Source organism: Phenylobacterium sp. 58.2.17, from assembly GCF_026411515.1.
Lineage (GTDB): Bacteria > Pseudomonadota > Alphaproteobacteria > Caulobacterales > Caulobacteraceae > Phenylobacterium.
The window spans coordinates 61,606-85,211 of record NZ_JAPMTQ010000011.1 but is presented as its reverse complement, the minus strand read 5'-3'; the positions used below and the strand labels follow the sequence as shown (position 1 = coordinate 85,211).

Below are 23,606 nucleotides of genomic sequence, written 5' to 3'. Positions count from 1 at the left end.
GATAACATACTGTATGTTCGAAAAATAAGACGCCCGCCGGGGCGTCGCTGCGGCCTGGGCCGGGCGGCGCGCTGAGCGGCGACATATTGATCAAGTTGGGGAATTTCGCATGACCGCCGTCACCGACGCGCCCGCCAAGGGGCGGATCGACAAGCAGGCGCTGCTGGCCCGGTACGTCGCCGAGCGCGACAAGCGGCTGCGGGCCGACGGCAACGACCAGTACCAGCAGCTGACCGGCCGCTTCGCCCACTATGCGCAGGACCCCTATACTCCGGTCACCGAGCGCGAGCCGAAGACCGACCATGTGACCTTCGCCTTCGTCGGCGGCGGCTTCGCCGGGCTGGTGACCGGGGCGCGGCTGGTCGAGCAGGGCGTCACCGACGTGCGCATCATCGAGAAGGGCGGCGACTTCGGCGGCACCTGGTACTGGAACCGCTATCCGGGCGCGCAGTGCGACACCGCCTCGATGATCTACATGCCGCTGCTGGAAGAAACCGGTCACATGCCGACCGAGAAGTACGCCCACGCGCCGGAGATCCTGGCCCAGTGCCAGCGGATCGGCAAACAGTACGGCCTCTATGAGAACGCCCTCTTCCACACCGAGGTGACCGACATCGCCTGGGACGAGGCCAATTCTCGCTGGGTGATCTCGACCAACCGCGGCGATGTCTTCACCGCCAGCTTCATCGGCCTGGGCACCGGGCCGCTGCACGTGCCCAAGCTGCCCGGCATTCCCGGCATCGAGGACTTCAAGGGCCACGCCTTCCACACCAGCCGCTGGGACTACGACTATACCGGCGGCGATCCGCAGGGCGGGCTGATGGAGAAGCTGGCCGACAAGAAGGTGGCGATCATCGGCACCGGGGCGACCAGCGTGCAGGCGGTGCCGCACCTGGCGCGGGCCTGCAAGGAGCTGCTGGTCGTGCAGCGCACCCCGTCCTCGGTCGACGTGCGCGCCAACGCGCCGATCGATCCGGAGTGGTTCGCGAGCATCGCCACCCCCGGCTGGCAGCAGCGCTGGCTGGAGAACTTCACCGCCAACCAGGCCGGCGGCAACGCCGAGGTGGACCTGGTGATGGACGGCTGGACCGACCTGTCGCGGCGCATCCGCGAGAAGATCGCCCAGCTGCCGCCGGGCGAGCGCACGCCGCAGAAGATGCTGGCCGCCTACGAGGACTCCGACTTCGAAAAGATGGAGGAGATCCGCGCGCGGGCCGCCGCGATCGTGCAGGACGGCGAGACCTCCGAGAAGCTGAAGGCCTGGTATCGGCAGCTCTGCAAGCGGCCGTGCTTCCACGACGCCTATCTGCAGGCGTTCAACGTGCCGGGCGTGCGGCTGGTCGACACCGACGGCCAGGGCGTCGAGAGGGTCACGGAAAACGGCTTCGTGGTCGGCGGGGTCGAGCACGAGGTCGACTGCATCATCTACGCCTCGGGCTTCGAGGTCGGCACCGACTACAAGCGCCGCTCGGGCTTCGAGGTGACGGGCCGCGACGGCCTGACCCTGTCGGAGGCCTGGGGCGAAGGCGTCAAGTCCAAGCACGGCATCCACGTGCGCGGCTTCCCGAACGCCTTCTTCGTGCAGCCGACCCAGGGCGCGAACCTGATCTCGAACATCCCGCACAACCTGACCGACTCCGGCCGCACCATCGCCGTCACCATCAAGCACGCCCTGGACGGCGGCTTCCGCGAGATCGAGGTCAGCCAGCAGGCGCAGGACGACTGGGTGGCGCTGATGCTGACCAGCATGGGCCGGATGACCGGGGCGCCGGACTGCACGCCCGGCTACTACAACAACGAGGGCCAGGACCCTGGGCCCGCGGCCAAGCTGAACGTCGGCTATCCGGCCGGGGCCAGCGCCTACTTCCAGTATATCGACGGCTGGCGGAAATCGGGCCAGTTCGAAGGTCTGGAATTCCGTTAAGCGCCGTCCTTTATTTTGGGGCGTGACGGGCGCTTCAACCGGCTTCCACTTGAAGCTGTCACGCCCCGCGCCCCGCCGCGAAGCGGTCGTCGAAATCGCGGGAGAGATCCCCGAGGGTGACGGCCGCGAACCGCGCGGAGATCAGGTCGCGGGCCTGACTGAGGGTTCCCTCCAGCGCGCCGTTGACCGCCTGCTCGACCAGGCATTCGGGATGGTCCTGCGACTGGCCGATGGCGAACAGCGCCGGCTCGCCCAGGGCCCGGTAGATGTCCATCAGGGTGATGTCGTCGAGGGACCGGGCCAGCGCCCAGCCGCCGCCCTGCCCGGACTCCGAGGCCACCAGCCCGTCGCGGCGCAGGCCGGCCATGGTGCGTCGCACGACCACGGGATTGGTCGCCAGCATCGCCGCCAGCTGCTCTGAGGTCGCCCGCCCGCCCAGCCGGTCCATATGGATCAGGGCGTGCAGCATTCGCGAAAGTCGGCTGTCGGTGCGCATGGCGCAGATATGGCCCCTGCGCACAATCGTAACAAGGACAGTTGCGGAAATGATCGCGACACCCATATCCGTAACTTCGAAAGTATCGAATACGGAGATGGACGATGTACGACGCGATCGTGGTGGGGGCGAGCTTTGCGGGCTTGTCGGCGGCGATGCAGCTGGCGCGGGCGCGGCGCAAGCTGCTGGTGATCGACGCCGGGGCGCCGCGCAACCGCTTCGCCGAGGCCGCGCACGGATTCCTCGGCCAGGACGGCGTCGCGCCGGCGGCGATCATGCGCACGGGCCTCAACCAGCTCAGCGCCTATCCCAGCGTCGAGTTCGCCGACGGGCTGGCGACCCGCGCCTGGGGCGAGATCGACGCCTTCCGGGTCGAGCTGGACGACGGGGTCGAGCTGGCGGCGCGGCGGCTGATCCTGGCCACCGGCGTGCGCGACGCCCTGCCCGACCTGCCGGGCCTGGCCGAGCGCTGGGGGACGAGCGTCCTGCACTGTCCCTACTGCCACGGCTACGAGATGAACCGCCGGCCGCTGGGCCTGCTCGGCGGCGACCCGGCCCTGGCGCTCAAGGCCGGGCTGATCGCCGAATGGGGCCCGACCACCCTCTTCCTGCAGGGCGGCGCGGCGCCCGACGCCGAGACGGCCGCCAAGCTGGCCGCGCGCGGGGTCGCCATCGAGGCTGCGCCCATCGCCGAGTTGGTCGGCGAGGCGCCGCGGCTGTCGGCGGCGCGGCTGGCCGACGGCCGCGAGATCGCGCTCGCCGGCCTGTTCGTCGCCCCACGCACCCGCCCGGCCAGCCCGCTGGCCGAGCAGCTGGGCTGCACCTTCGAGGACGGCATGAGCGGCCCCTATGTGCGGGTCGACGACAGGCAGCAGACCAGCATCCCCGGCGTCTATGCGGCCGGCGACCTGGCGATGCAGATGCACAACGGCACGCTGGCCTCGGCGGCGGGCGCGATGGCCGGGTTTGGCGCGCACCAGTCGCTGGTCGGGCTTTAGCTTTCCGCCACCCGCTCGAGCCGGCGCAGGTCGAGCACGGCGAGCCCGCCATAGTCGAGGTCGATCAACCCCTCGCGCGCGAACTCGAGCAGCAGGCCGTTGACGGTCTTGCGGCTGAGCCCGACCATCTCGGCCAGGGCCTGCTGGCTGAGCCGCAGCTCGGGCGGGCCCTGGCGGCTGCGGGCCAGGGCCAGCAGCCGCGAGGCCAGCCGCTGGCGCGGCGGCAGGGCGATGGCGTCGGCCGCCATCCGCACCGCGCCGCGCAGTTGCAGGTAGACGAGCGCGGCGACCGCGCGCCAGACCTCGGGCCGGGTGCGGGCGATGCGCTCGAGCCCGGCGTCGGAGACCCGGAGCAGCAGGCTGTCCTGGGCGCACACCGCGGTGACGATCCGGGGCCCGCCGCCGAAGGCCACGCTCTGACCCAGCGCCGCGCCGGGCCCGGACTGGCTGAAGCGCACCTCGCGGTCGCCGGGCGCCTGGCAATAGAGGTCGACCGCGCCCTCGATCACCACCAGCACGCCGGCCGCCTCGTCGCCCTCGGCCTGGGCCCAGCGGCCGGCGGCGAGCCGGGCGAGCTGGCCCTCGGCCAGCAGCGCCTCGGCCAGCTCGCGGCCATGCGGCGCCAGCCAAGTCGAGCCCAGCAGCACCGCCAGCGCCTTCCCGCGATCATCGGTCATGGCAAGACTGTAACCTGGGTGACAATCTTCAGCGAGCAGCGTTCCTAGATTTTGTGCAACATCACGCCAGGGAGGCGACCAACATGACCGCCATCGTCCGCGACACCGAAGGCTGCGGCGCCGAGATCGCCAACATCTCGCTGCCCGACGCCAGCGCCGCCGAGATCGACCTGATCCGCCAGACCGTCTTTCGCCGCGGCGTCGCCTTCCTGCATGGCCAGCACCTGAGCCCCGAGCAGCACATCGCCTTCGCCGAGCAGATCGGACCGATCGTGGTCAACCGCTACTTCCCGCCCTCGGAGAAGTACCCGCAGATCGCCAAGGTCGAGAAGACCGAGGCCCAGACCACCAACATCGGCGGCGGCTGGCACACCGACCACAGCTATGACGCCGAGCCGGCCATGGGCTCGGTGCTGCTGGCCATCGAGACCCCGCCGAGCGGCGGCGACACCATGTTCGCCGACATGTACGCCGCCTACGAGGCGCTGTCGGACGGCCTGAAGGCGACGCTGGCGTCCTTGCGGGCGGTCCATGCCTCCGAGCACATCTATGGAATGGACGGGGTCTACGGAAAGACCGACCAAGCGCACCTGGCCGGCAAGACCGACACCCCCAGCGCGACGCATCCGGTGGTGATCACCCACCCGGGCAGCGGCAGGAAGGCGCTCTATGTGAACCCGGCCTTCACGCTCGGCTTCGAGGGCTGGAACCGCGAGGAGAGCCGGGCCCTGCTGGCCTATCTCTACCAGCATGCGGTGAAGCCGGAGTTCGTCCACCGCTTCGCCTGGAAGCCCGGCTCGATGGCGATCTGGGACAACCGCGCCACCTGGCACCAGGCGATGAACGACTATCAGGGCCACCACCGGCTGATGCACCGCATCACCATCGCCGGCGGCCCGCTAGCAGCGTAGCGGCCCCGACCGCAATGTCCGCGGCGGGCGCGCAGCCGACAGCTTGCGGACATTGGTCGGTCGGAAGCGAGAGGGTCAGGAAGCAGGTGCGACAACGCCGTCGCCCATAGAGGGTTCAGGATCGCCTTTTCCGCCCCTTAACCCCTCAACGCTATTTGGGACGGCGTGCTCCAAGATTCGCCGAGAAGCCGTATCGCCATGCCTGTTCGCCAAGCGGGGCTTTTCCTGCTGGCGCTTGCAGGCGTGTACAGCCTGGCTTGGTTCTGCATAGAGATCCCGGAGCGTTCGGGCCTGGTCGCGCCAATCTGGCTTGCGAACGGGTTCCTGCTGGCTCTGTCGCTGAGGGCTCCTCCCCGCGGCTGGCCAATGTTGATGTTCGCAGGGTTCGCCGGCAATCTGCTTGCCTATCCTGGCTTCCAGGATGCGCTTGCCTCAGCCGTGCACTTCGCCGCCAGCGATGTCGCCGAAGTGCTAATCGCTCTTCTCCTGATCCGCCTTTCAATCGGCGCCGCTCCCGACTTCTCCAGTCGACGCGACCTGATCCTGTTCATCGTGGTTTGCGGTCTCATCGCGCCAGGCGCCGGCACGCTCCTGGCCAGCGGGCACCTGACTGGCGAACCGTTCGATCGTCCGGCCGGTCAAATGATCCGCTGGATGGTCGCCAATGCGATGGGACTTCTGGTTGCAACGCCGCTGCTGCTGGCCTTGGCGGATATGCGCGAGGACCTGCTCGAACGGCGCCCTGAGCCTGGCGCGCTGCTTTGTCTCGGGGGGCTGGGCGTCGTGCTCGTCGTCGCCCTGAGCAGCTCTGCCGTGGCGGCGTTGTTTCTCATCGCGCCAGTATTGATGTGGGTCGTCTTCAGACTTGAGCGCGTGGGCGCCGCCCTGGGCGGAGCCATGGTGGGACTGTCGACGATCGGCGCAACCCTATGGGGGCGAGGTCCAATCGCGGCCCAGGGCGCAGGGGCCGACGCGATGCTCCTGCTGCACGGCTTTCTGACTTCGCTGATGCTGACAAGTCTCGTCGTCGGCGCCGTCCTGCGCGAGAGGCGCGTGCTTCGAGAGCAACTAGCCATCGCCAGTATCGCCGCCGTTGCGGCGCAGGAACGGGCGTTGATGGAGGAGAGCAAGGCTCGCCAGGCGGCGGAAGTCGCTGCGGAGATGAAAGCGACTTTTCTGGCGGAAATGACCCATGAGCTGCGGACGCCAGTGACCAGCATGATCGGCTTCGCCCGCATCGCGCAGGATGAAGCTCCGGCATCGCTGGCCTCTAAGATTGAAAAGATCGTCGGTGCGGGCGAAGGCCTTCTGCAGACCGTGAACGACCTGCTCGACTTCTCCAAGCTCGAGGCGGGCCGATTGGTGATCAGGCCTCAGCCGACCGGGCTGCGCGAGTTGGGCCGAAAGGCGCTCGAATTGCTGGAGCCCCAGGCCGACGCCAAGGGCCTGAAGTTGGTGCATGAAGACGGTCCTGACTGGACCCTGATGGTCGACGGGCCGCGGCTGAACCAGATCCTCGTGAACTACCTTAGCAATGCGGTGAAGTTCAGTCCCACGGGCGAGGTTCGCCTGCGAACCCGGTATGATGTTGACCGGGGCATTCTACGGCTTGAGGTGAGCGACAACGGGCCAGGCGTTTCTCCAGAGCAGGCCTCGCTGGTCTTCGACCGATATGCACAGACGGAGGCTGGCGCAGCAGCGCCTGGAACCGGGCTCGGATTGTCGATCTGCCGCCAGCTCGCAGAAGCTATGAGCGGGTCCGTGGGAGTCGACAGCGCGCCAGGCGGCGGCAGCACCTTCTGGCTGGAAATCCCTGCGCAGTCGGTGCGCCCATTGGCGGCTAAGGCTTCGCCCCCGCAGCCCGCCATCGGCCAGCAATTTGAAGGAAGAGTTCTGGTCGCCGACGACAACCCAGGAAATCGTCACATCGCCCGGCACTTCCTGGAGGCGATCGGCTTTGAGGTCGTGGAGGCGACGAACGGAGCCGAAGCGGTCGAACAGGCGCGGGCAGCGACCTTTGACATCGTCCTCATGGACTTGAACATGCCTGTGCTGGGCGGACGCCAGGCCGCTGCAATCCTTCGGGAGAGCGAGGGGCCGAACCGGAGCGTCCCGATCATCGCCTTTTCGGCCGGAGCAGCGGAACACGGGGAGGGCCTCGATGGGCGTCTCTTCAATGGATTTGTCCAAAAGCCGCTGCAGCCACGCGAACTGATCGAAGCGCTCGCAGCCAGCGCGTCGCGGGCAAACAGCCGGGAGTCAGATTTCATCGTCCAGGCCGCGGCGGTATCCTGAACGGCCAATATCTCCTGCTGACGCGTTCGAGTCCGGCGCCTGCGGCGACGCCTTCCCATCAGTCCCTCGCCAAAGCCTCAAGGACCTCCACGGCCCGGAGGGCAGCCTCGTGGCCGGCGCCGATTTCCACCAGCACCAAGCCGTCCACGAGCGCCAGGATCCCCGCCGCCTGACCAGACGCGGAGTGTCCGTCGAGAGGACGCAACCGTTGCTCGATCCATTGCAGGAAGCCCTGCATCACCGCCGCTGAGATTTGGGCGAAGGGCGGCTCGCCTCTTCCCGCGGCGGCCACGACCTCAAGCCACAAGCGCATGTAGGGCAGGAAGTCCGGCTCGATGACGATCCGGGCGGCGCGTGCAGTCAAAGCGGCCGCTGAGAGCCGGGCGTCTTCGGGGATCGCCGCGTCCAGCCGTTCGGACATGGAAGCCGCCAGGCGGGCCATGACCTGTGCGAGCACCTCGGCCTTGTCGACGAAGTAGTAGAGCAGCATGCGATCGCTGACCTCTGCCGCAGCAGCCAGTTGCCGCAGGCTGGACTGCGACAAGCCGGTCCGCAGCAGATGGCCGGTCAGAGCTCCGATCACGCGTTCGCGTTGCTCATCTCTGGGCGACATGACTCCCCCTTGTAGCGACTGCTACATCGTGCAAACGTGTAGCGATCGCTACAGGAAACTAAGATGGACCTCGACCTCTACGAAATCCTGCCTTGGATTGCAGCCCTGGCGTTCGCGGCCATCGGGTTGATGCACGCCTCGGACCGTCCGCCCATGCGGGGATCATGGCTCGCGCCTAGCGCTCTCGCGGCCCTCCTCTTCGGGTGGAGCGCATTCACCATCGCTCGCGAGGGCTTCGCCGTTTGGGCCGAGCACACGCGCAACGCCTGGGGAAACCAGATTTGGTTCGATCTCCTGCTGGCCGCGGGGCTCGCGCTGACGCTGCTTTTCCCGCGGGCCAGGGCGGTCGGGATGCATCCCGCCCGATGGCTGCTGTTCGTGGGGTTGAGCGGCAGCATCGGCCTGTTCGCCATGCTGGCGCGATGCCTCTTCCTAGAAGAGCGCCGGCGGGTCGCCGCGCCCTGACCGGCGCGCCCCCTTCCGCATTCATCAGCCGCGTGCAGTTCGACACCATGGGCCCGGGAAGCGGCCCCGAAAGGAGCTTCACTATGACTGCCGAGACCTCTTCGTCGCTCGAGATCGTCCGGGGATTCATGAAGGACATGGAGGGGCTCGACTACGCCCGTGCCGTGCAAAGGGTGGCGGCCGACCTCGAGTATGTGAACCCCCCGCCAATCGGCACGGCCCATGGGCCCGACGGCATGCGGGCGGTTCTTGAGCCCTTCTTCGCCCCGACGCTCGAGAACGAGTTCGTGATCCTGCGAGACGCCATGGCCGGCGAGACCGTGTTCCTGGAAAGGCTGGATCGGCACCGGCTGGCCGATCGCTGGGTCGAGTTGCCGGTGACCGGAGTGTTTCGGGTCGAGCGAGGACTGATCACCTACTGGCGGGACTATTTCGACGCGGCGACGATCCTCAGCCAGTGGCCGAGCTAACGCCGCGTTGCGACCTGCGTCGTGGCCGCCGCCGTCAGAGGCCGTCTAACCGTCAGCCGCCGCCGGCCCGCATCAGGTCGCTGACCTTGAGCGCGGCGGGGCCGAGGATGACGATGAACAGCACCGGCAGGAAGAAGACGATCATCGGGATCGTCAGCTTGGCGGGCAGCTGGGCGGCCTTCTTCTCGGCGGCGGAGATGCGCATCTCGCGGTTCTCCTTGGCCATGACCCGCAGGGCCGCGCCCAGCGGGGTGCCGTAGCGCTCGGCCTGGATCATGGCGGTGGTCACCGACTTGATGCCCGGATGGTTGGTCCGCCGGGCCAGCCCCTCATAGGCCAGCCGCCGCTCGGGCAGGTACGAGATCTCGGCGGTCAGCAGGGTCAGCTCCTCGGCCAGCTCGATCGAGGCGCCGCCGATCTCCTGGGCGACCTTCTGGATCGCGGCCTCGATCGACATGCCGCTCTCGACGCAGATCAGCAGCAGGTCGAGCGCGTCGGGCCAGGCGCCGACGATGGAGTCGCGGCGCTTCTGCGAGACATTGGTGATGAACACGTTCGGCGCGTAGTAGCCGCCGGTCATCGCCGCCACCGCGAAGAAGAACCGGGTCATCGGCGGCAGGTCGAAATCGTTGACCAGGAAGAGGTAGCCGCCGACCACGATGAAGAACACGAACGGCAGGATGAACCGGAAGAAGTAGAAGGTGGAAACCGGGCGCGGGCCGCGGAAGCCGGCCTGGGCCAGCTTCTCGACCACCTTCGGATCCTCCAGCAGGCGCGAAAGCTGGAGGCGTTCGACGACCTTCTTGTAGAGTCCCTCGTCGACGTGGCGCAGGCTGCTCTGGCCGCGGGATCCGGCCAGGGCCTCGCGCGACTTGCGGCGCAGCTCCTCGCGGCGGGTCGACACCGACTTCAGCCGCGCCTCGAGACCGCGGCGGTTCATCATCGGCGTGGCGATGGTGACGATGGTCGCAAAGCAGACCACGGCCACGAAGATGGTCAGCAGGTTGGTCGGGTTGGTGAGTGTCTCGACCATGCCGTCAGAGCCTGAAGTTGATCATCTTGCGCATCGAGAGCACGCCGAGCGTCATCCAGAAGGCCCCGATCATCAGCATCACGCGGCCGCGCGGATCGGTGAACAGCGGGCCCATATAGTCGGGCGCGGTGATGAAGATCAGGATCGCCACCGCCGGCGGCAGGCAGCCGATGATCGCCGCCGAGGCCACCGCCTCGGCCGACAGCGCCTTGACCTTCTCGCGCATCAGCTTGCGCGAACGGATGACGGTGGAGAGGTTGCCGAGCGCCTCGGCCAGATTGCCGCCGGTCTTGGCCTGGATCGCCAGCACGATGGCGAAGAACCGCACCTCCGGGGTCGGCATCTCGGCGTGCATCTTGTCGAGCGCCTGGTCGATGGTCATGCCCATGCCGATGCCCTCGACCAGGCGGTGGAACTGACCGGCCAACGGCTCGGGCGCCTCCTTGGCGATGACCCGCAGGCTGTCATGCACGGGCAGACCCGACTTGATGCCGCGCACGACGATGTCCATGGCGTCGGGAAAGGCCTCGGTGAACTTCTTGATCCGCGACTTGGCGATCGCGCCCACCACCCAGCGCGGCAGGCCCAGACCCGCGGCGAAGGCCAGGCCGACGGCCGCCAGCGGCATCTTGGTGACCGCCCAGACGACCAGCAGCACCACGAGGGCGAGGCCCGCGCTGATCAGCCAGAACGTGCCGACCTTCATGCCGATGCCGGCCTGACGCAGCTTCGAGGAGATGCTGAGCAGGGCCTTCTTCTGCTCGCGGTCCTGATCCTTGAGCGTCTTGATGATCTGCCGGCGGCGCTGTTCCTGGGCGCTGACCACGGGGCGGCGGCGGTTGGCCTCGCGCACCTCCTCGCCGCCGACCAGGGCCTGGGCCCGCTTCAGCGTCTTGGCGTCGGCGGTCGAGCCGCCGGCCAGGGCGAGGCCGACGCCGGCGATGGCGACGAACCCGAGCACGGCGATCAGCAGCGTCAGCAGCATCGGCTATTCCGCCGCGTCGAGGGCTTCGGCCAGCTCGCGCTCCAGGCCGTAGTAACGGGCGCGGTCCCAGAACCGCGGCCGGGCGATGCCGGTGGAGCGGTGACGGCCGAGAACCTTGCCGTCGGCGTCGTCGCCGGTGATCTCGTAGACGAACAGGTCCTGGGTGATGATCACGTCGCCTTCCAGGCCGACCACCTCGGTGATGTGGGTGATGCGGCGCGAGCCGTCGCGCAGGCGGGCGGCCTGGATGATCACGTCGACCGAGCCGACGATCATTTCCCGGATGGTCCTCGAGGGCAGGCCGTAGCCGCCCATGGTGATCATCGACTCCATCCGGCTGATCGCCTCGCGCGGGGAGTTGGCGTGCAGGGTGCCCATCGAGCCGTCGTGGCCGGTGTTCATCGCCTGGAGGAGGTCGAAGGCCTCCGGGCCGCGGACTTCGCCGACGATGATTCGCTCCGGACGCATCCGCAGGCAGTTCTTGACCAGGTCGCGCATGGTGATCTGGCCCTGGCCCTCGAGGTTCGGGGGGCGGGTTTCCAGACGCACGACGTGCGGCTGCTGGAGCTGCAGCTCGGCGGCGTCCTCGCAGGTGATGACGCGTTCGGACGGGTCGATGAAGGCGGTCAGGGTGTTGAGCAAGGTGGTCTTGCCCGAGCCGGTCCCACCGGAGATGACCAGGTTGCATCGGCAGGCGCCGATGACCCCGAGAACCCGCGCCCCTTCCGGGCTGATGGAGGCGAACTCCACCAGGTTCTTCATGGTCAGCTTGTCCTTCTTGAACTTCCGGATGGTCAGGGTGGGACCATCCAGCGCCAAGGGCGGGGCGATGACGTTGACGCGGGAGCCGTCAGGCAGGCGCGCGTCGCAGATCGGCGAGCTTTCGTCGACCCGGCGGCCGACCTGGCTGACGATCCGCTGGCAGATGTTCATCAGCTGGCTGTTGTCGCGGAAGCGGACATTGGTCAGCTGCACGCGGCCGGCGACTTCGATGAACACCCGGCCGGCGCCGTTGACCATGATGTCGGCGATGTCGTCGCGGGCCAGCAGCGGCTCCAGCGGGCCGTAGCCGAGGACGTCGTTGATGATGTCCTGGACCAGCATGTCCTGCTCGGACACCGACATCGAGACGTTCTTGATCGCCACCAGCTCGGCGACGATGTCGCGGATCTCCTCGGCGGCCTGCTTGGTGTCGAGCTGGGCCAGCTGCGCCAGGTCGATCGTGTTGATCAGGGCGTTGAAGATCGTGGTCTTGGTGGCGTGGTAGTAGTCGCTCTGCTCGCGGACGACCTGGGTGGTCGGCGCCGGCCCCTGGGCGGCGCGCAGCTGTTCGAAGCCGAGGGTCGGCTTCGGGCCGGCCGCGGGCTTGGCGCGCTCGCTGGCCGGCGGCGGCGTCTGCACCGGCGCAGCCGGCGTGGACGACGGCTCGATCCGCTGCGGGCGCGTAGCGATCGCCGGACCTTCGGCGGCGGGAGGCGGCGCCTGGCGCGGCGCCTGCGACCCGCCTTCTGTGGGGCGCTTGCCGAACATCTACTTCTTCTTGAACAGGCCGGAGAACAGCGAGGTCTTCTGGACCTGCGGCGGCTCGCGGCGGGCGATCTGCTGAGCCAGCTGGTCGAGGCCCTCGGCGGCCTTCGACTTGGGACCGACCTCGCTGATCATCTGGCCGTTGTTGGCGGCCTGGCCGAACAGCTTGGGATCGAACGGCAGGCAGAGCGCCGGCGTCAGGTCGAGCGCCTCGCCGAAGTCCTTGACCGGAATCTCCGGCCGGCCGGGCACGCCGACCTGGTTCAGCACCAGGCGCGGCGGCGCATCGTTGGGCCGGGCGCGGCGGACCAGGTCGACCATGTTCTTGGCGTTGCGCAGCGAAGCGAGGTCGGGCGTGGCGACGATCACCAGATCGTCCGACGACAGCAGGATCTTGCGCTTCCAGGCGGTCCAGACGTGCGGCAGGTCGAGCACCACGAACGGCGCGGCGCCGCGGATCTTCTGGGTGACCTCCTCAAACGCCTCGGCCGAGATGTCGTAGTCGCTGTCGAGCGTCGCCGGGGCGGCGAAAAGCGACAGGCGCTCCGAGCAACGGGCCATCATCCGGTCCATCAGGACGGGATCGAGGCGGTCGGGCTGGCCGAGCGCGTCGGCGACGCCCTGCAGCGGGTCCTGGTTGAAGTCGAGCCCGGCGGTGCCGAACGGCAGGTCGAGGTCGACGAGCACCGCGCCGGTCTGCAGCCGCTCGGTGATCGAATAGGCGACGTTGTGCGCGAGGGTCGAGACCCCCGCCCCGCCCTTGGCGCCGCAGAAGGCGATCTGGCGACCGATGAACGGCGCGGAGGGGTCGGAGTAGAGGCCGGTGGCGGTGCGGACCAGCAGCAGCGGGTTGAGCGGCGGGACCAGATACTCCGACACCCCGCGGCGCATCAGCTCGCGATAGAGGGCGATGTCGTTGGCCGAACCGATGACCACCACCTTGGTGCCCGGGTCGCAGACCTCGGCCAGACGGTCGAGCTGAGCCAGCAACACGGGGGCCGGATCGGCGCTCTCGACCATCACCAGCGAGGGTGTGGCCTGGTTCTGATAGGCCTCGACGGCGGCGGCCAGTCCGCCCATGCGCACGACGACGACGCCGCGCTCCATGCGACGGTCGGCGGCGGCGACCTCGGCTAACTCGGCGGTCTCGGCGCTGGCGCAGTAGATGTGGACGGTGATCCGCGGCAGGCTGGCCTCGCCGAAGGCCGCCTCGGCCCCGGCGAGCATGTCATGCACGGGATTGGCGGGCGCCGGCCGCTCGGGCGGCAACGGCGGCACGGCGGGCTCGTCGAAGTCGTCCTCGGCGGCGGCCTCGAGCCGGGCCTCGGCGCGGGAGCTCTCGCGCACCGGCGGCAAGTCGGCGAAGGGGTCGCCGAACGGGTCGGCGGCGGCTTCGGCGGCGGGCGGCGGTTCGGGCCACGCGGCCTCCGGCGGCGAGGCGAACTCGTCGTCGGCGTCGAAGTCGAGATCGAAGGGATCGGCGCCCTGTTGCGGCTTCATCAGTTGACCACCTGCGACACCGTGCCCTTCGCCTGACTGTCACTGGCCGAGGAGGTGACCTCGCCCTTGCGGTACTTGCCGAGCGCCACGTCGCGGCGCTGGGCGTCGGCCGGATCGATGGCCGCCGGGCCGAGCAGGTCGGCCGGATTGGCGATCTGGGCCGCCATGTTGGCGGTGACAGAACAGCCGAATTGCGACTGCACCTCGTTGGTCGCCGAGCGTGAGATGTTGTCCCACTGCCGGCCGCAGGTCGGGATCGACACCGTGTAGCTCTCACGGCCGACGATCAGCGGCGCGCGGACGTCGCCCCCCGCCTCGTAGCCCTGGACGCGGACCTCGGCGCCGTAGCTGGCCAGCGTGGCGCGAGCGCCCTCGGTCGCGCGCGATACCATCGCCGCGTCGGGCCCGCCGACCGGCGCGCGCAGGGTGATCGGACCCCGCCCGCCGAGCCGCCATTCGCCGGCGAACCTAGCCAGGGCGTCCTGCTGGGTCGGCGACAGTCCCTGGGCGTGGACCGCCAGGCGGATCTCCGCCGTCTGCGGCTGGACGTCCGGGGTCCAGAGTTCGGTCGGGGTGCGGGCGGCCTGCGCGCGGGTCAGCTCCGGCGGCCGCGGCGTGCTGGCGCAGGCGCTGAGGGCCGCGGCGGCGAGCACCAGGACGGAAAGGCGAAGTGCGCTCATTCGATCACGTAGCCGTGCGGCCCCTGATAGCTGCGCCCCGATTGCGCCTGGGGATTGGCGTTGTAGGCCTTGAGCAGCGAGCCCATCAGCACGGTGGAGGGGTCGTCGGCGATCCGCAGGCCGTCGACCGGCGTCTGCAGGCGCTTGGGGTCGGTGGCGTCCACGATGTAGGGCGTCACCAGGATCACCAGCTCGCTCTCGCCGGCGAGGTAGTCGCGTGAGCGGAACAGGGCGCCGAGCACCGGCAGGGTGGTCATGCCAGGCAAGCTGTCGATGTTCTGCTTGGTCTTTTCCTGCAGCAGCCCTGCGATCATCATCGAGCCGCCGGAGGGCAGTTCGACCGCGGTCTCGGCCCGCCGCACGGTCAGGGCTGGGACCGTCAGGGTGGTGCCGGTACCTGGCGTGCCGATCGAGAAGGCGCCCTGGCTGGTCAACTCCGACACCTCGGTCGAGAGCTTCAGCGCGATTCGGCCCGACGACAGCACCACCGGGGTGAAGCCCAGGCCGACGCCGAAGGGTTTGAATTCGACCGATATGGAGCCGTTGTTGTCCTGGGCGACCGGGATCGGGAACTCGCCGCCGGCCAGGAACCGGGCCGATTCGCCGGAGACCGCGCTGAGGGTCGGCTCGGCGAGGGTGCGCACCAGGCCGACGCGTTCGAAGGCCTTCAAGGTGGCGTCGCCCTGATACTTGCCGCCGATCTCGCGGACCTGGGCGACGCCGCCGCCGAGCAGGGCGCCGTTGATCGCGAAGCTCGAAGTCGTCCCCAGTAGGAACTGGGTGCTGCCCAGTTCACCGAGCACGGCGTTCATATTGACGCCCAGCTGTTTGATGACGTTGCGCTGCATCTCGACGATGCGCACCTTGAGCATCACCTGGTCCTTGCCGGCGACGCTCATCATGTTGATCGCGCGGTCGGGATTGGCCAACGCGGCGCGGGCGATCTGCATGGCCTTGTCAGCGTCGGCCAGGTTCGCCACCTGGCCCGAGAGGATAAGGCTCTCGTTCATCGAATCGACCTGGACGCGGGCGCCCGGCACGATGCGGTTGATGGTCTGGGCGACCGCGGTCGGATCCTGATCGACCCGGATGTCGAGCGCCAGGATGCGGCGGCCGGCGGCGTCGAAGAACACCGCGTCGGTGGTGCCGCTCTTGAGGCCGAGGATGAAGATCCGCCGCGGCGAGCGCAGCATGGCGTCGGCAACGCCCGGATTGGTCACCAGCACGTCGCGGACATCGACCGGCAGCTCGATGATCGCCGACTTGCCGGTCGGCAGGTTGAGCGCCTGGGAGGCCGTCCCGCCGGTCAGGTTGACGCGGACCACCGCCGACTGGGCGGCCAGGCCCGCGGCCATGGCCGGGGCCGCGGCCTCGGCGGCCTGGGCGAAGGCCGCGCCCGGCGCGAGCAGAGCGGCGAGAGCGGCGAGCGCGGTGAGGATGCGGCGCGGCGTCATGGATTGGCGACCTCGGAGACCTGCCCGGCGCGGAACACGCGCACGCCCTGGGCGGAGGCGCGGCTGGCGACCCCGCGGCCCGGCGGACCGCCGATGTCGGCGTAGGAGCGTAGGGCGAGCTGCATCTCGCCCTGGGCCTTGCCGCGGGCGATGACCTCGACGTCGACGGCGGGAACTTCGATGGTGGCGACGCCGCCGACGATGGTGCGGGAGTCCTTGGCCGGTTCGATGTTCTGGTCGATGGCCAGGACGCGGACGTTGCGCATCAGCACCTCGGTCAGCATCGTCTTGGCGCCGCCGCTGGAGTCCTGACGGCTCTGCAGCACATCGACCCGGTCGCCCGGCAGGATGAAGCCGCCGGCGGCGGTTTCGGCGTTGATCGGTATGGCCATCGCGCGCATGCCAGGTTGCAGCACCACGGCCATGAAGCCGCTTTGGCCGGCGCGGACCACCTTGCGGGCCACCACAGGCTCGCCCGCGGCGAGGGCCTCCTTGACGATCGCGCCTTCGAAGGCCTGGATCGGCCCCTGGGGCATGACCAGATCGTTGGCGGCGCGGGCGGCCTTCTGCACGGCCTTGTCGGGCATCTTGGCCGGCAGGGCCGGGGCGGCGCCGTCGGTGACGAAGGCGGCGTTGAGCGCGTTGGCGGGCCAGGGCTGCCAGCCGAGGTCGGCAGGGGTCAGGCGGGTGCCGATCGGCAGCTCACGCTTGGCGACCAGCACCTGGACCACGGGTTGCGGCGGCGGCGCGGCGGCGACCGCCTCGGGCCGCTTGGGCGTGACCATGCCGCGCACGATGAAGGCCAGCCCAATGGCGGCGATCGCGGCGACGGCCAACAAGGCGATACGGGCGGGACCCATGGTCGGTGCTCGAGGCTCCGCGCAAGCGGGTGATCGGCGGGTGCGCCGCGGTCCGCGGGCGCACGCGATTCGGTCTACCGGCGTTTTGCCGGCATGGTCTGTTTGCGCGGCCCATGGTTAACGCGGCCTAAAGCCACGTTTAGAAACCGGGCCAGGCCTGCATCAGCGGCGAGGTCGCGAAGGTCGCCAGCGCCCCGGCGGCGATCGCCACCCCGTAGGGCACCGCCTCCTTGGGATCGGCCAGCCGCCCGAACCAGGCCGGGCCGCTGAGCACGTAGGGGCGCAGCAGCGGCGAGCGCAGGCTGATCAGCGCCAGCGCCAGGGCGCCGCCAGCCAGACCCGTCATCACCACATAGGAGAGCGCGGCCGGCGCGCCGAGCCAGAGGGCGGCGGCCGCGAACAGCTTGGCGTCGCCGCCGCCGATCCAGCGCAGGGCGAACATCCCGATGCCCACCGCCAGCGCGCCGAGCCCGATCAGCAGGTGCGCGCCGATGGCCATGGGCGCAATCCCGACCAGCAACGCCGCCGGGAAGAAGGCGAGGATCAGCAGGCCCGAGATCCAGTTGGGGATCGTAAAGCTGGTCAGGTCGCGCAGCGCGCCGACGATCACCAGCACCGGGAAGACGAGCAGCAAGACGGCCTGGAGGAGCGTGATCATGTCTGGATCGGTCCGGAACGTTTGTTCGACGGCACTTTGCGCGCCCAGCCGTGAATGGATGATTGAAAAGAAAAAGGGCCGCTACGGAGAGCGGCCCCTTTTTTCTGTTCGGTCCCGACGCCTATGGCGCAGGTGTCTGAGGAAAGGCGTTGGCGACGGCCTGAAACGCGTCGGTCAGCGCCACCGACAACGGCCCCAGGGCCGCGACCAGGACGATGGAGATGAGGGCGGCCATGAGCGCGTATTCGATGGCGGTCGCACCCGACTGCTGAACGCGGAACCGCTCAAGAAGCTCTCTCATTCGCAAACCCCTTCCCGGCAAACCGTGGTCGGAACATCACGTCGAAGGACGCAACCGCGGCGGCTTTCGCCGCCGCGGTCCGTCGAACCGTCGGCCCCTTACGGAGCGGGCGTCGGGTTTTCCAGGGTGTCCTGGATGTCCGAGAAGGCGGTCTTCAGGCCGTCGCCCAGGAAGCCCATGGCCGCGACCAGGGCCACGGCGATCAGGGCCGCGATCAGGCCGTACTCGATGGCGGTGGCGCCGGACTCGTCTTTGAGGAAGCGCGAAACGAACTTCGACATGCTCGATCTCCTTTTGTTTAGCGAGCAGATTGTTGAGGCATCAAACCTTTTGGTCTGCTCGCCCCGAAACGCAGGATGACTTTCGCAAACTTCGCTTAATCGGCAGTAAACAGTCATGTATAAACGAATTTTCACCCATGGTTTACTTGCGTTTACTGTAAATATCAATTAACCAAGGAGCCGGAATCGGGCGTTTTCGGCGTTTCGACATAATGATTCTCGCGCCCGCGAGGGGCCGAAAGTTCAGGCTTTATTGACCATTCCCATCGAGTCTTCGCTCGACGCCTTCACGCTGGAACCGCCCATGCGCCGCCCGATCCTGTCCCTGACGTTCGCCCTGGCCGCCCTCGCGGGGGCCGCCCAGGCCGCGCCGGCGCTGGTCGTCCCGATCGACCAGAGCACGCCCCTGGCCCTGCCGCGGGGAACCCGCGACGTGCTGGTCGGCAATCCGGCCATCGCCGACGTGAGCGTGATCGACGCCGGCAAGGCGGTGGTCAGCGGCCGCGGCTACGGGGTCACCAACCTGGTGATCATCGACCAGCTGGGCCGTACGGTGCTGGAGCGCCAGGTGGTGGTCGCCGCCCCCAGCCAGGGCCGGGTGTCGGTGATCCGCGGCCCGCGCGTCGAGGAGTACGCCTGCGCCGGCGGCTGCGAACGGTCCGGCGGCGACAAGGGCGGCGATTCAGCAAAGCCTTAAACCTCCGGTTAGCCAGACTTGGCTAGTCTCCGGCGCTCACGCCCTGGAGACGCCATGCTGCGCTCTGCCTCCCAGTTCCGCGCCGTCATCCGACGGTTCGTGCGCTCGCGCCGCGGCGCGACGGCGGTGGAGTTCGCCCTGATCAGCATGCCGCTGATGATCCTGCTTTTCGGGGTGCTGGAGCTGGCGATGATCCTGCTGGTCTCCGCGACCCTGGACACCGCCACCGACTTCGCCGCGCGCAACATCCGCACCGGGGTGTTCCAGCAGGGGCCCAGCACCATGAAGGGACAGGACGGCTTCCGCCGTCTGGTCTGCGTCAACATGAGCTGGCTGCAGCAGATGTGCACCCAGGCCGCGCCCAAGCCGGGCGACCCCGACCCTAACCCGCTGTTCGTCGAGGCCCGCACCTTCGACAGCTACGCCGCGGCCGGCGCTCTGCAGCGGCGCGACCCGAACACCTTCGACCCCGAGCAGACTGACTGGTGCGCCGGCAACCCGGAGGACATCGTGGTGGTCACGACCTATTTCAAATGGCCGATCGTCACGCCGCTGATCCGCCCGCTGTTCAAGAACTATGACGGCGGCCGGATGATCAGCTCGACCCGGCTGTTCCGAAACGAGCCGTTCAACCCCGCGCTCCCCCGACTCGGGAACAGCACCCAATGCCCGTGAGACATGACCTGATCGGTGACCGGCGCGGCTCGGCCGCCGTCGAGTTCGCCTTCATCGTGCCGATCGTGCTGGCGCTCTATTTCGGCATGGTCGAGGCGACCCAGGCGCTGCTGGCCAACCGCCGGGCCAGCGCGGTCACCACCGCGGTCGGCGACCTGGTGACCCAGCAAGCCCAGGTGACGAGCGCCGACGTCAACGGCATCTTCGGCGCCAGCACCGCGATCATGAAGCCGTTCTCGCCCGACAGCCTGGCGATCCGGGTGACCAGCATCGAGATCGACGCCAACGGCGCGCCAAAGCAGAAGTGGACCATGGACAACGGCCGCACCATTCCGGCCACCGACGTGACCACCGTCGCCCCCACCATGCGCACGCCGAACACCGCGGTGCTGCGTGCCGAGACGATCTACGAGTACTACACGCCGTTCCAGCGGATGCTGCCGGGCAAGTTCACCTTCCGGCACAAGATGGACCTGGCGCCGCGCGCCGGCGTGCCGATCGCGCTCAACCCCTGACCGCAGCGGCGAGCGCCGCGACCAGCGGCGAAGGATCCCAGGCGAACCCGTCCAGCGACCTTGCCTGGCGCACGCCGATCAGGCTGTTGGTCAGGAACACCGCGTCGGCGCGGGCCAGCTCGGCGACGCCCGAGCGGGTCTCGACGACGGTCAGCCCCTGCCCCGCCGCCGCCGCGATCACCTTCGCCCGCATGGTTCCGGCCAGCACGCCGCAGTCGAGCCCCGGCGTGTAGAGCCGCCCGCCCCACAGCCAAAAGACATTGGCCGCCGCCGCGCAGGCGACGTCGCCGCGGGTGTTGAGCATCAGCGCCTCGTCCATGCCGGCCTCGCGCGCCTGCGCCCGGGCCAGGACATTGTCGAGATAGGACAGCGTCTTCAGCCGCGAGGCGGGCGAGAACTCGTTGCGGCGCACCGTGCTGGTGATCAGGTCGGCCGGGTCCTGCGGAGCCGGGGCCGGGGCGGCCGAGGCGAAGAGGCGCACGGCCGGCGCCTGCGGCCGATCGAGACCGCGGCCGCCGGAGCCGGCGGTCAAGGTCAGGCGCACCGCCGCGCGAGGCCCGTCCAGTCCGGCGAGCGCCTGGGCCATGGCGGCTTGGGCCGCGGCGCGGTCGAGCGACGGCAGGCCGAGCGCCGCGCAGCCGGCGGCCATGCGCTCGAGGTGCGGCCCGGGATCGACGAGGGCGCCGTCGACCGCCAGCAAGGTTTCGAACAGGCCGTCGCCGAGCAGCAGGCCGCGGTCGTCGAGCGGGATCATGCGGGGGGCGCCTCCGTGAGCGCTTTCGCCAGGGCGGCGATCTTGGCTTCTGTCTCCAGGCGTTCGGCGTGCGGGTCGCTGCCTTCGACGATTCCGGCTCCGGCCCGCGCCTCCACCCGCCAGCCGTCGGCGGTCTGCACGCAGGCGGCGGTGCGGATCAGGACGCTGGAATCGAAGCCGCCGTCGGCGCCGGCCCAGAACAGCGAGCCGCAATAGGGACCGCGTGGGGTCTCCAGCTCGGCGATCACCTTCATCGCCTGGACCTTGGGCGCGCCGGTGATCGAGCCGGGCGGAAAGGCCGCGGCCAGCAGGTCGAGGGCGTCGCGGCCGGGGCTCAGCGCGCCAGTGACGGTCGAGACCAGGTGGTGGACGTTGGCGAAGCTCTCGAGCGCCCAGAGCGCCGGGACCTTGACGCTGCCGGGCGCGCAGACCCGGGCCAGGTCGTTCCGCATCAGGTCGACGATCATCAGGTTCTCGGCCCGGTCCTTGTCGCTGACGAGCAGCTCGGCGGCGAGGGCGGCGTCGCTCGCCGGGTCGGCGCCGCGCGGCCGGGTGCCCTTGATGGGCTTGGTCTGCGCCGCGCCGTCGCGGACCTGGAGGAAGCGCTCGGGCGAGTTGGAGACCAGGGCCAGGCCCGGCAGGCGCAGATAGGCGGCGAACGGCGCGGCGCTCTGGTCCAGCAGCCGGGCGAAGAGGTCGAAGGGCTGCACGCCCGGCGCCAGCTCGGAGGTCCAGGCGCGGGCGATGTTGGCCTGGAAGATCTCGCCGGCGCGGATGCGGGCGACGACCTGGGCGACCGCCGCCTCGTAGGCGGCCGGGTCGCTCGCCTGCAGCGGGCGGGCCAGGACGCCGCCGCGCGGCGCGCGGGGTGTGGCGTCCAGCCAGCCGAGCGCGGCGCGGGCGCGGGCCTGCGCCGTATCGTGGTCGCCGGCGCGGCCGACGGCGATCACCTTCCCGGCCTGACGGTCGAAGGCCAGGAGGGCGTCGTAGCGGGCGGCGGCGAGATCGGGCCAGTCCGGCTGGCGCGCCAGGCCCAGCGCCTCGACATGGTCGCCAAGCTCGTAGGCGGCCAGGCCCACCACCCCGCCCTGGAACGGCGGGCCGTCGGTCGCCGGCGCCGCGGGCGGGCCGAGCAGATCCCGCAGGCGGGCGAACGGCCGGCCGGCGTCGTCGGCGCGGTGCGTCAGGGTCGCAGACGGCGCGCGGGCGACATAGGACCAGCGCGCCTCGGCCCCGCCCGTGACCAGGCCCAGGGCCCACGGCTCGCCCGCAAAGGCGCTGAGCACCTCGGCCGGATCGCGCCAGGGCGCGTAGAGCTGGACGACGCAGGTCATGGCGCGGGCCTTAGCCCCAGCGCGGCGCCAGGGGAAGTCAGATGCGCCGGCCGCCGCCGCGCACGAACAGCAGACCGACGAAGCCGATGGCCAGCAGGATGGTGACCATGGCGAAGCCGCCCTGCTGGCTATGGGTCGCCTTGGTGCCCCAGTTGACCATCATCGGGCCGAGCCAGCCGGTGGCGACGCCCGACAGGGCGTAGACCCCGAAGAAGGCGCCGGTCTGATCGGGCGGGGTGATCCGCGTCAGCATGGTGCGGCTGGAGGCGTACTGCGCGGTGATGAACACCGCGTTGGAGAAGCTGATCAGGATGTAGATCCATTCGGGCAGGGTGCGGAACACCGGCCCGTCCCACATCGGCGGATGGGCGGCGGCGTCGAAGGCCCATAAGTAGAGGATCCTGTCCGGGGCCATGCCCAGCAGGGCGATGATGCCGAGCAGCGACATGAATATCTCGATCCGCACCGCGCCCTTGGGGCCGAGGCCCGCGTCGAGCCAGCGGCCGACGAAGCCGCCGAACACCGCCAGGATCGACAGGACGATGCCGTACATCAGCATCTCCAGCGCGCCCCATTTCATCACCCCGATAGCGTAGAGCCCGGAGTAGATGAGGATGGCGTTCATGCCGTCGACATAGAACATCCGGCTGACCAGATAGACGGCCGCGTCCTTGTAGCGGCGCACCGTGGCGACCATCCGCACCAGCTGGACCGCGCCGTTGCGGAACGCGGTCAGCATCGGCACGCCGGTCTTGGGCGCATCCGGGGTGAACAGGAACAGCGGCAAGGCGCCGATCGCGAAGATGCCGGCGGCGAGCAGCGCCACCACCCGCTCGGGCTCATGGCTGGTCGGATCGAGCCCGAACAGCGGCGCGGCGGGCACCCAGGCCCAATCGACCTTGCCCGGCAGGGCGAAGGCCCAGGCGGTGAACCCTAGGGCCACCACCGAGGTGAGGTTGCCGAGCGCCAGGGCCAGGCCCGAGGCCTTATGCGCCGCGTTGAGCCCGGCGGCGCGGACCAGCAGTGAATTGTGCAGCACCTCGCTGAACGCGAACAGCAGGCCGATGGCGGTGACCAGCAGCATGACCATGGTGACGCTGAGGCCGCTGTGGTCGGGCCTGGCCCACCATAGCGCGACCATCATCGGGACCATCAGCCCGACGATCAGGGCCAGCCAGCCCTTGCGCGGGCCCAGCTGGTCGATCGAGGCGCCGAGCAGCGGCGCGGTCAGCATCACCGCCCAGCCGGCGTACTGGCTCCATTGGGAGATCACCTCCTGGCCGCGCACCGGGTCGCCGACCATCACGCCCGCCACATAGGGCATGAAGATGTAGATGGTGATCAGGATGACGTAGGGATTACGGGCGCCCTCGAACAGCGACCAGGCGACCCCGCCGCGGTTCAGGCGGCCGTCGCCCATGACTTCGGCGTCGATCGGGAGGTCGGTGACCGACCCCGATCCGCTGGCTTCGACTGTACTCAAAGGCCTCTCCCGGACGCCCG

Annotated in this window: 25 protein-coding genes; 9 read left to right on the top strand and 16 right to left on the bottom strand. The window is 69.3% G+C overall.

Features of this window, described 5'->3' with window-relative positions:
* The first annotated feature begins 109 nt into the window (after positions 1 to 109).
* Entirely contained in the window at positions 110 to 1,924 is a 1,815-nt protein-coding gene (locus tag OUA97_RS10030) for a flavin-containing monooxygenase (RefSeq protein ID WP_267231756.1), read from the top strand.
* A gap of 58 nt (positions 1,925 to 1,982) precedes the next feature.
* On the opposite strand, the gene OUA97_RS10025 is transcribed toward OUA97_RS10030, so the two are convergent.
* Entirely contained in the window at positions 1,983 to 2,420 is a 438-nt protein-coding gene (locus tag OUA97_RS10025; protein ID WP_267231755.1) for an Rrf2 family transcriptional regulator, read from the bottom strand.
* A gap of 104 nt (positions 2,421 to 2,524) precedes the next feature.
* Here OUA97_RS10025 and OUA97_RS10020 point away from each other — a divergent pair, with 104 nt between their 5' ends.
* Complete coding sequence (locus OUA97_RS10020; RefSeq protein ID WP_267231754.1) at positions 2,525 to 3,418, top strand: NAD(P)/FAD-dependent oxidoreductase; 894 nt, start codon at positions 2,525 to 2,527, stop codon at positions 3,416 to 3,418.
* Here OUA97_RS10020 and OUA97_RS10015 read toward each other — a convergent pair.
* Positions 3,415 to 4,095: a Crp/Fnr family transcriptional regulator gene (locus OUA97_RS10015; protein WP_267231753.1), complete on the bottom strand. Its 681-nt coding sequence runs from the start codon at positions 4,093 to 4,095 to the stop codon at positions 3,415 to 3,417. The two genes, OUA97_RS10020 and OUA97_RS10015, sit on opposite strands and share 4 nt — an antisense overlap.
* Before the next feature lie 83 nt (positions 4,096 to 4,178).
* On the opposite strand from OUA97_RS10015, the gene OUA97_RS10010 reads away from it, so the two are divergent.
* Positions 4,179 to 5,006 carry a TauD/TfdA dioxygenase family protein gene (locus OUA97_RS10010; RefSeq protein WP_267231752.1) on the top strand — a complete coding sequence of 276 codons (828 nt, stop codon included), beginning with the start codon at positions 4,179 to 4,181 and terminating at the stop codon, positions 5,004 to 5,006.
* Positions 5,007 to 5,171: 165 nt separating this feature from the next.
* On the top strand, positions 5,172 to 7,301 hold the full coding sequence (locus OUA97_RS10005; RefSeq protein WP_267231751.1) for an MASE1 domain-containing protein: 2,130 nt from the start codon (positions 5,172 to 5,174) through the stop codon (positions 7,299 to 7,301).
* A gap of 58 nt (positions 7,302 to 7,359) precedes the next feature.
* On the opposite strand, the gene OUA97_RS10000 is transcribed toward OUA97_RS10005, so the two are convergent.
* Positions 7,360 to 7,914, bottom strand: coding sequence for a TetR/AcrR family transcriptional regulator (locus tag OUA97_RS10000; RefSeq protein ID WP_267231750.1), 555 nt, complete (start codon positions 7,912 to 7,914; stop codon positions 7,360 to 7,362).
* Positions 7,915 to 7,977: 63 nt separating this feature from the next.
* On the opposite strand from OUA97_RS10000, the gene OUA97_RS09995 reads away from it, so the two are divergent.
* The gene (locus OUA97_RS09995; protein WP_267231749.1) at positions 7,978 to 8,379 is read left to right on the top strand and encodes a hypothetical protein; all 402 of its coding nucleotides are present in this window, start codon (positions 7,978 to 7,980) and stop codon (positions 8,377 to 8,379) included.
* Between the two features lie 83 nt (positions 8,380 to 8,462).
* Entirely contained in the window at positions 8,463 to 8,849 is a 387-nt protein-coding gene (locus OUA97_RS09990; RefSeq protein ID WP_267231748.1) for a limonene-1,2-epoxide hydrolase family protein, read from the top strand.
* A gap of 52 nt (positions 8,850 to 8,901) precedes the next feature.
* Here OUA97_RS09990 and OUA97_RS09985 read toward each other — a convergent pair whose 3' ends face one another.
* The 10 genes from OUA97_RS09985 to OUA97_RS09940 all read right to left on the bottom strand — a co-directional run bounded on the left by OUA97_RS09985 (position 8,902) and on the right by OUA97_RS09940 (position 18,128).
* Positions 8,902 to 9,882 carry a type II secretion system F family protein gene (locus tag OUA97_RS09985; RefSeq protein WP_267231747.1) on the bottom strand — a complete coding sequence of 327 codons (981 nt, stop codon included), beginning with the start codon at positions 9,880 to 9,882 and terminating at the stop codon, positions 8,902 to 8,904.
* A gap of 4 nt (positions 9,883 to 9,886) precedes the next feature.
* Positions 9,887 to 10,864, bottom strand: coding sequence for a type II secretion system F family protein (locus OUA97_RS09980; RefSeq protein WP_267231784.1), 978 nt, complete (start codon positions 10,862 to 10,864; stop codon positions 9,887 to 9,889).
* Positions 10,865 to 10,870: 6 nt separating this feature from the next.
* The gene (locus OUA97_RS09975; protein WP_267231746.1) at positions 10,871 to 12,397 is read right to left on the bottom strand and encodes a CpaF family protein; all 1,527 of its coding nucleotides are present in this window, start codon (positions 12,395 to 12,397) and stop codon (positions 10,871 to 10,873) included.
* On the bottom strand, positions 12,398 to 13,894 hold the full coding sequence (locus tag OUA97_RS09970; protein ID WP_267231745.1) for an AAA family ATPase: 1,497 nt from the start codon (positions 13,892 to 13,894) through the stop codon (positions 12,398 to 12,400).
* The gene (locus OUA97_RS09965) at positions 13,894 to 14,574 is read right to left on the bottom strand and encodes a CpaD family pilus assembly protein (protein ID WP_267231744.1); all 681 of its coding nucleotides are present in this window, start codon (positions 14,572 to 14,574) and stop codon (positions 13,894 to 13,896) included. The genes OUA97_RS09970 and OUA97_RS09965 overlap by 1 nt, the downstream gene beginning before the upstream one ends.
* Entirely contained in the window at positions 14,571 to 16,028 is a 1,458-nt protein-coding gene (locus OUA97_RS09960) for a type II and III secretion system protein family protein (RefSeq protein WP_267231743.1), read from the bottom strand. Before OUA97_RS09960 ends, OUA97_RS09965 begins: the two co-directional genes overlap by 4 nt.
* Positions 16,025 to 16,888 carry a Flp pilus assembly protein CpaB gene (cpaB, locus tag OUA97_RS09955; protein WP_267231742.1) on the bottom strand — a complete coding sequence of 288 codons (864 nt, stop codon included), beginning with the start codon at positions 16,886 to 16,888 and terminating at the stop codon, positions 16,025 to 16,027. Before cpaB ends, OUA97_RS09960 begins: the two co-directional genes overlap by 4 nt.
* A 139-nt stretch (positions 16,889 to 17,027) precedes the next feature.
* A complete protein-coding gene (locus tag OUA97_RS09950; RefSeq protein ID WP_267231783.1) occupies positions 17,028 to 17,543 on the bottom strand; it encodes an A24 family peptidase in 516 nt (171 codons plus the stop codon).
* A gap of 124 nt (positions 17,544 to 17,667) precedes the next feature.
* Entirely contained in the window at positions 17,668 to 17,847 is a 180-nt protein-coding gene (locus tag OUA97_RS09945; protein WP_267231741.1) for a Flp family type IVb pilin, read from the bottom strand.
* A gap of 98 nt (positions 17,848 to 17,945) precedes the next feature.
* The gene (locus tag OUA97_RS09940) at positions 17,946 to 18,128 is read right to left on the bottom strand and encodes a Flp family type IVb pilin (protein ID WP_267231740.1); all 183 of its coding nucleotides are present in this window, start codon (positions 18,126 to 18,128) and stop codon (positions 17,946 to 17,948) included.
* 304 nt (positions 18,129 to 18,432) lie between these two features.
* Here OUA97_RS09940 and OUA97_RS09935 point away from each other — a divergent pair, with 304 nt between their 5' ends.
* Genes OUA97_RS09935 through OUA97_RS09925 form a run of 3 tightly spaced genes read left to right on the top strand, consistent with a single transcriptional unit; the run spans position 18,433 to position 20,015 of the window.
* Entirely contained in the window at positions 18,433 to 18,825 is a 393-nt protein-coding gene (locus tag OUA97_RS09935) for a pilus assembly protein N-terminal domain-containing protein (RefSeq protein WP_267231739.1), read from the top strand.
* Between the two features lie 54 nt (positions 18,826 to 18,879).
* Positions 18,880 to 19,500, top strand: coding sequence for a TadE/TadG family type IV pilus assembly protein (locus tag OUA97_RS09930; protein WP_267231738.1), 621 nt, complete (start codon positions 18,880 to 18,882; stop codon positions 19,498 to 19,500).
* Positions 19,491 to 20,015, top strand: coding sequence for a TadE/TadG family type IV pilus assembly protein (locus OUA97_RS09925; protein ID WP_267231737.1), 525 nt, complete (start codon positions 19,491 to 19,493; stop codon positions 20,013 to 20,015). The genes OUA97_RS09930 and OUA97_RS09925 overlap by 10 nt, the downstream gene beginning before the upstream one ends.
* Here the strand turns inward: OUA97_RS09925 and OUA97_RS09920 are convergent.
* Genes OUA97_RS09920 through OUA97_RS09910 form a run of 3 tightly spaced genes read right to left on the bottom strand, consistent with a single transcriptional unit; the run spans position 20,005 to position 23,586 of the window.
* Positions 20,005 to 20,769 carry an aminotransferase class IV gene (locus OUA97_RS09920; protein WP_267231736.1) on the bottom strand — a complete coding sequence of 255 codons (765 nt, stop codon included), beginning with the start codon at positions 20,767 to 20,769 and terminating at the stop codon, positions 20,005 to 20,007. The two genes, OUA97_RS09925 and OUA97_RS09920, sit on opposite strands and share 11 nt — an antisense overlap.
* On the bottom strand, positions 20,766 to 22,103 hold the full coding sequence (gene pabB, locus OUA97_RS09915; RefSeq protein ID WP_267231735.1) for an aminodeoxychorismate synthase, component I: 1,338 nt from the start codon (positions 22,101 to 22,103) through the stop codon (positions 20,766 to 20,768). The genes OUA97_RS09920 and pabB overlap by 4 nt, the downstream gene beginning before the upstream one ends.
* Before the next feature lie 37 nt (positions 22,104 to 22,140).
* Positions 22,141 to 23,586, bottom strand: a complete 1,446-nt coding sequence (locus OUA97_RS09910) for an MFS transporter (protein ID WP_267231734.1) — start codon at positions 23,584 to 23,586, stop codon at positions 22,141 to 22,143.
* Between the last annotated feature and the right edge of the window lie 20 nt (positions 23,587 to 23,606).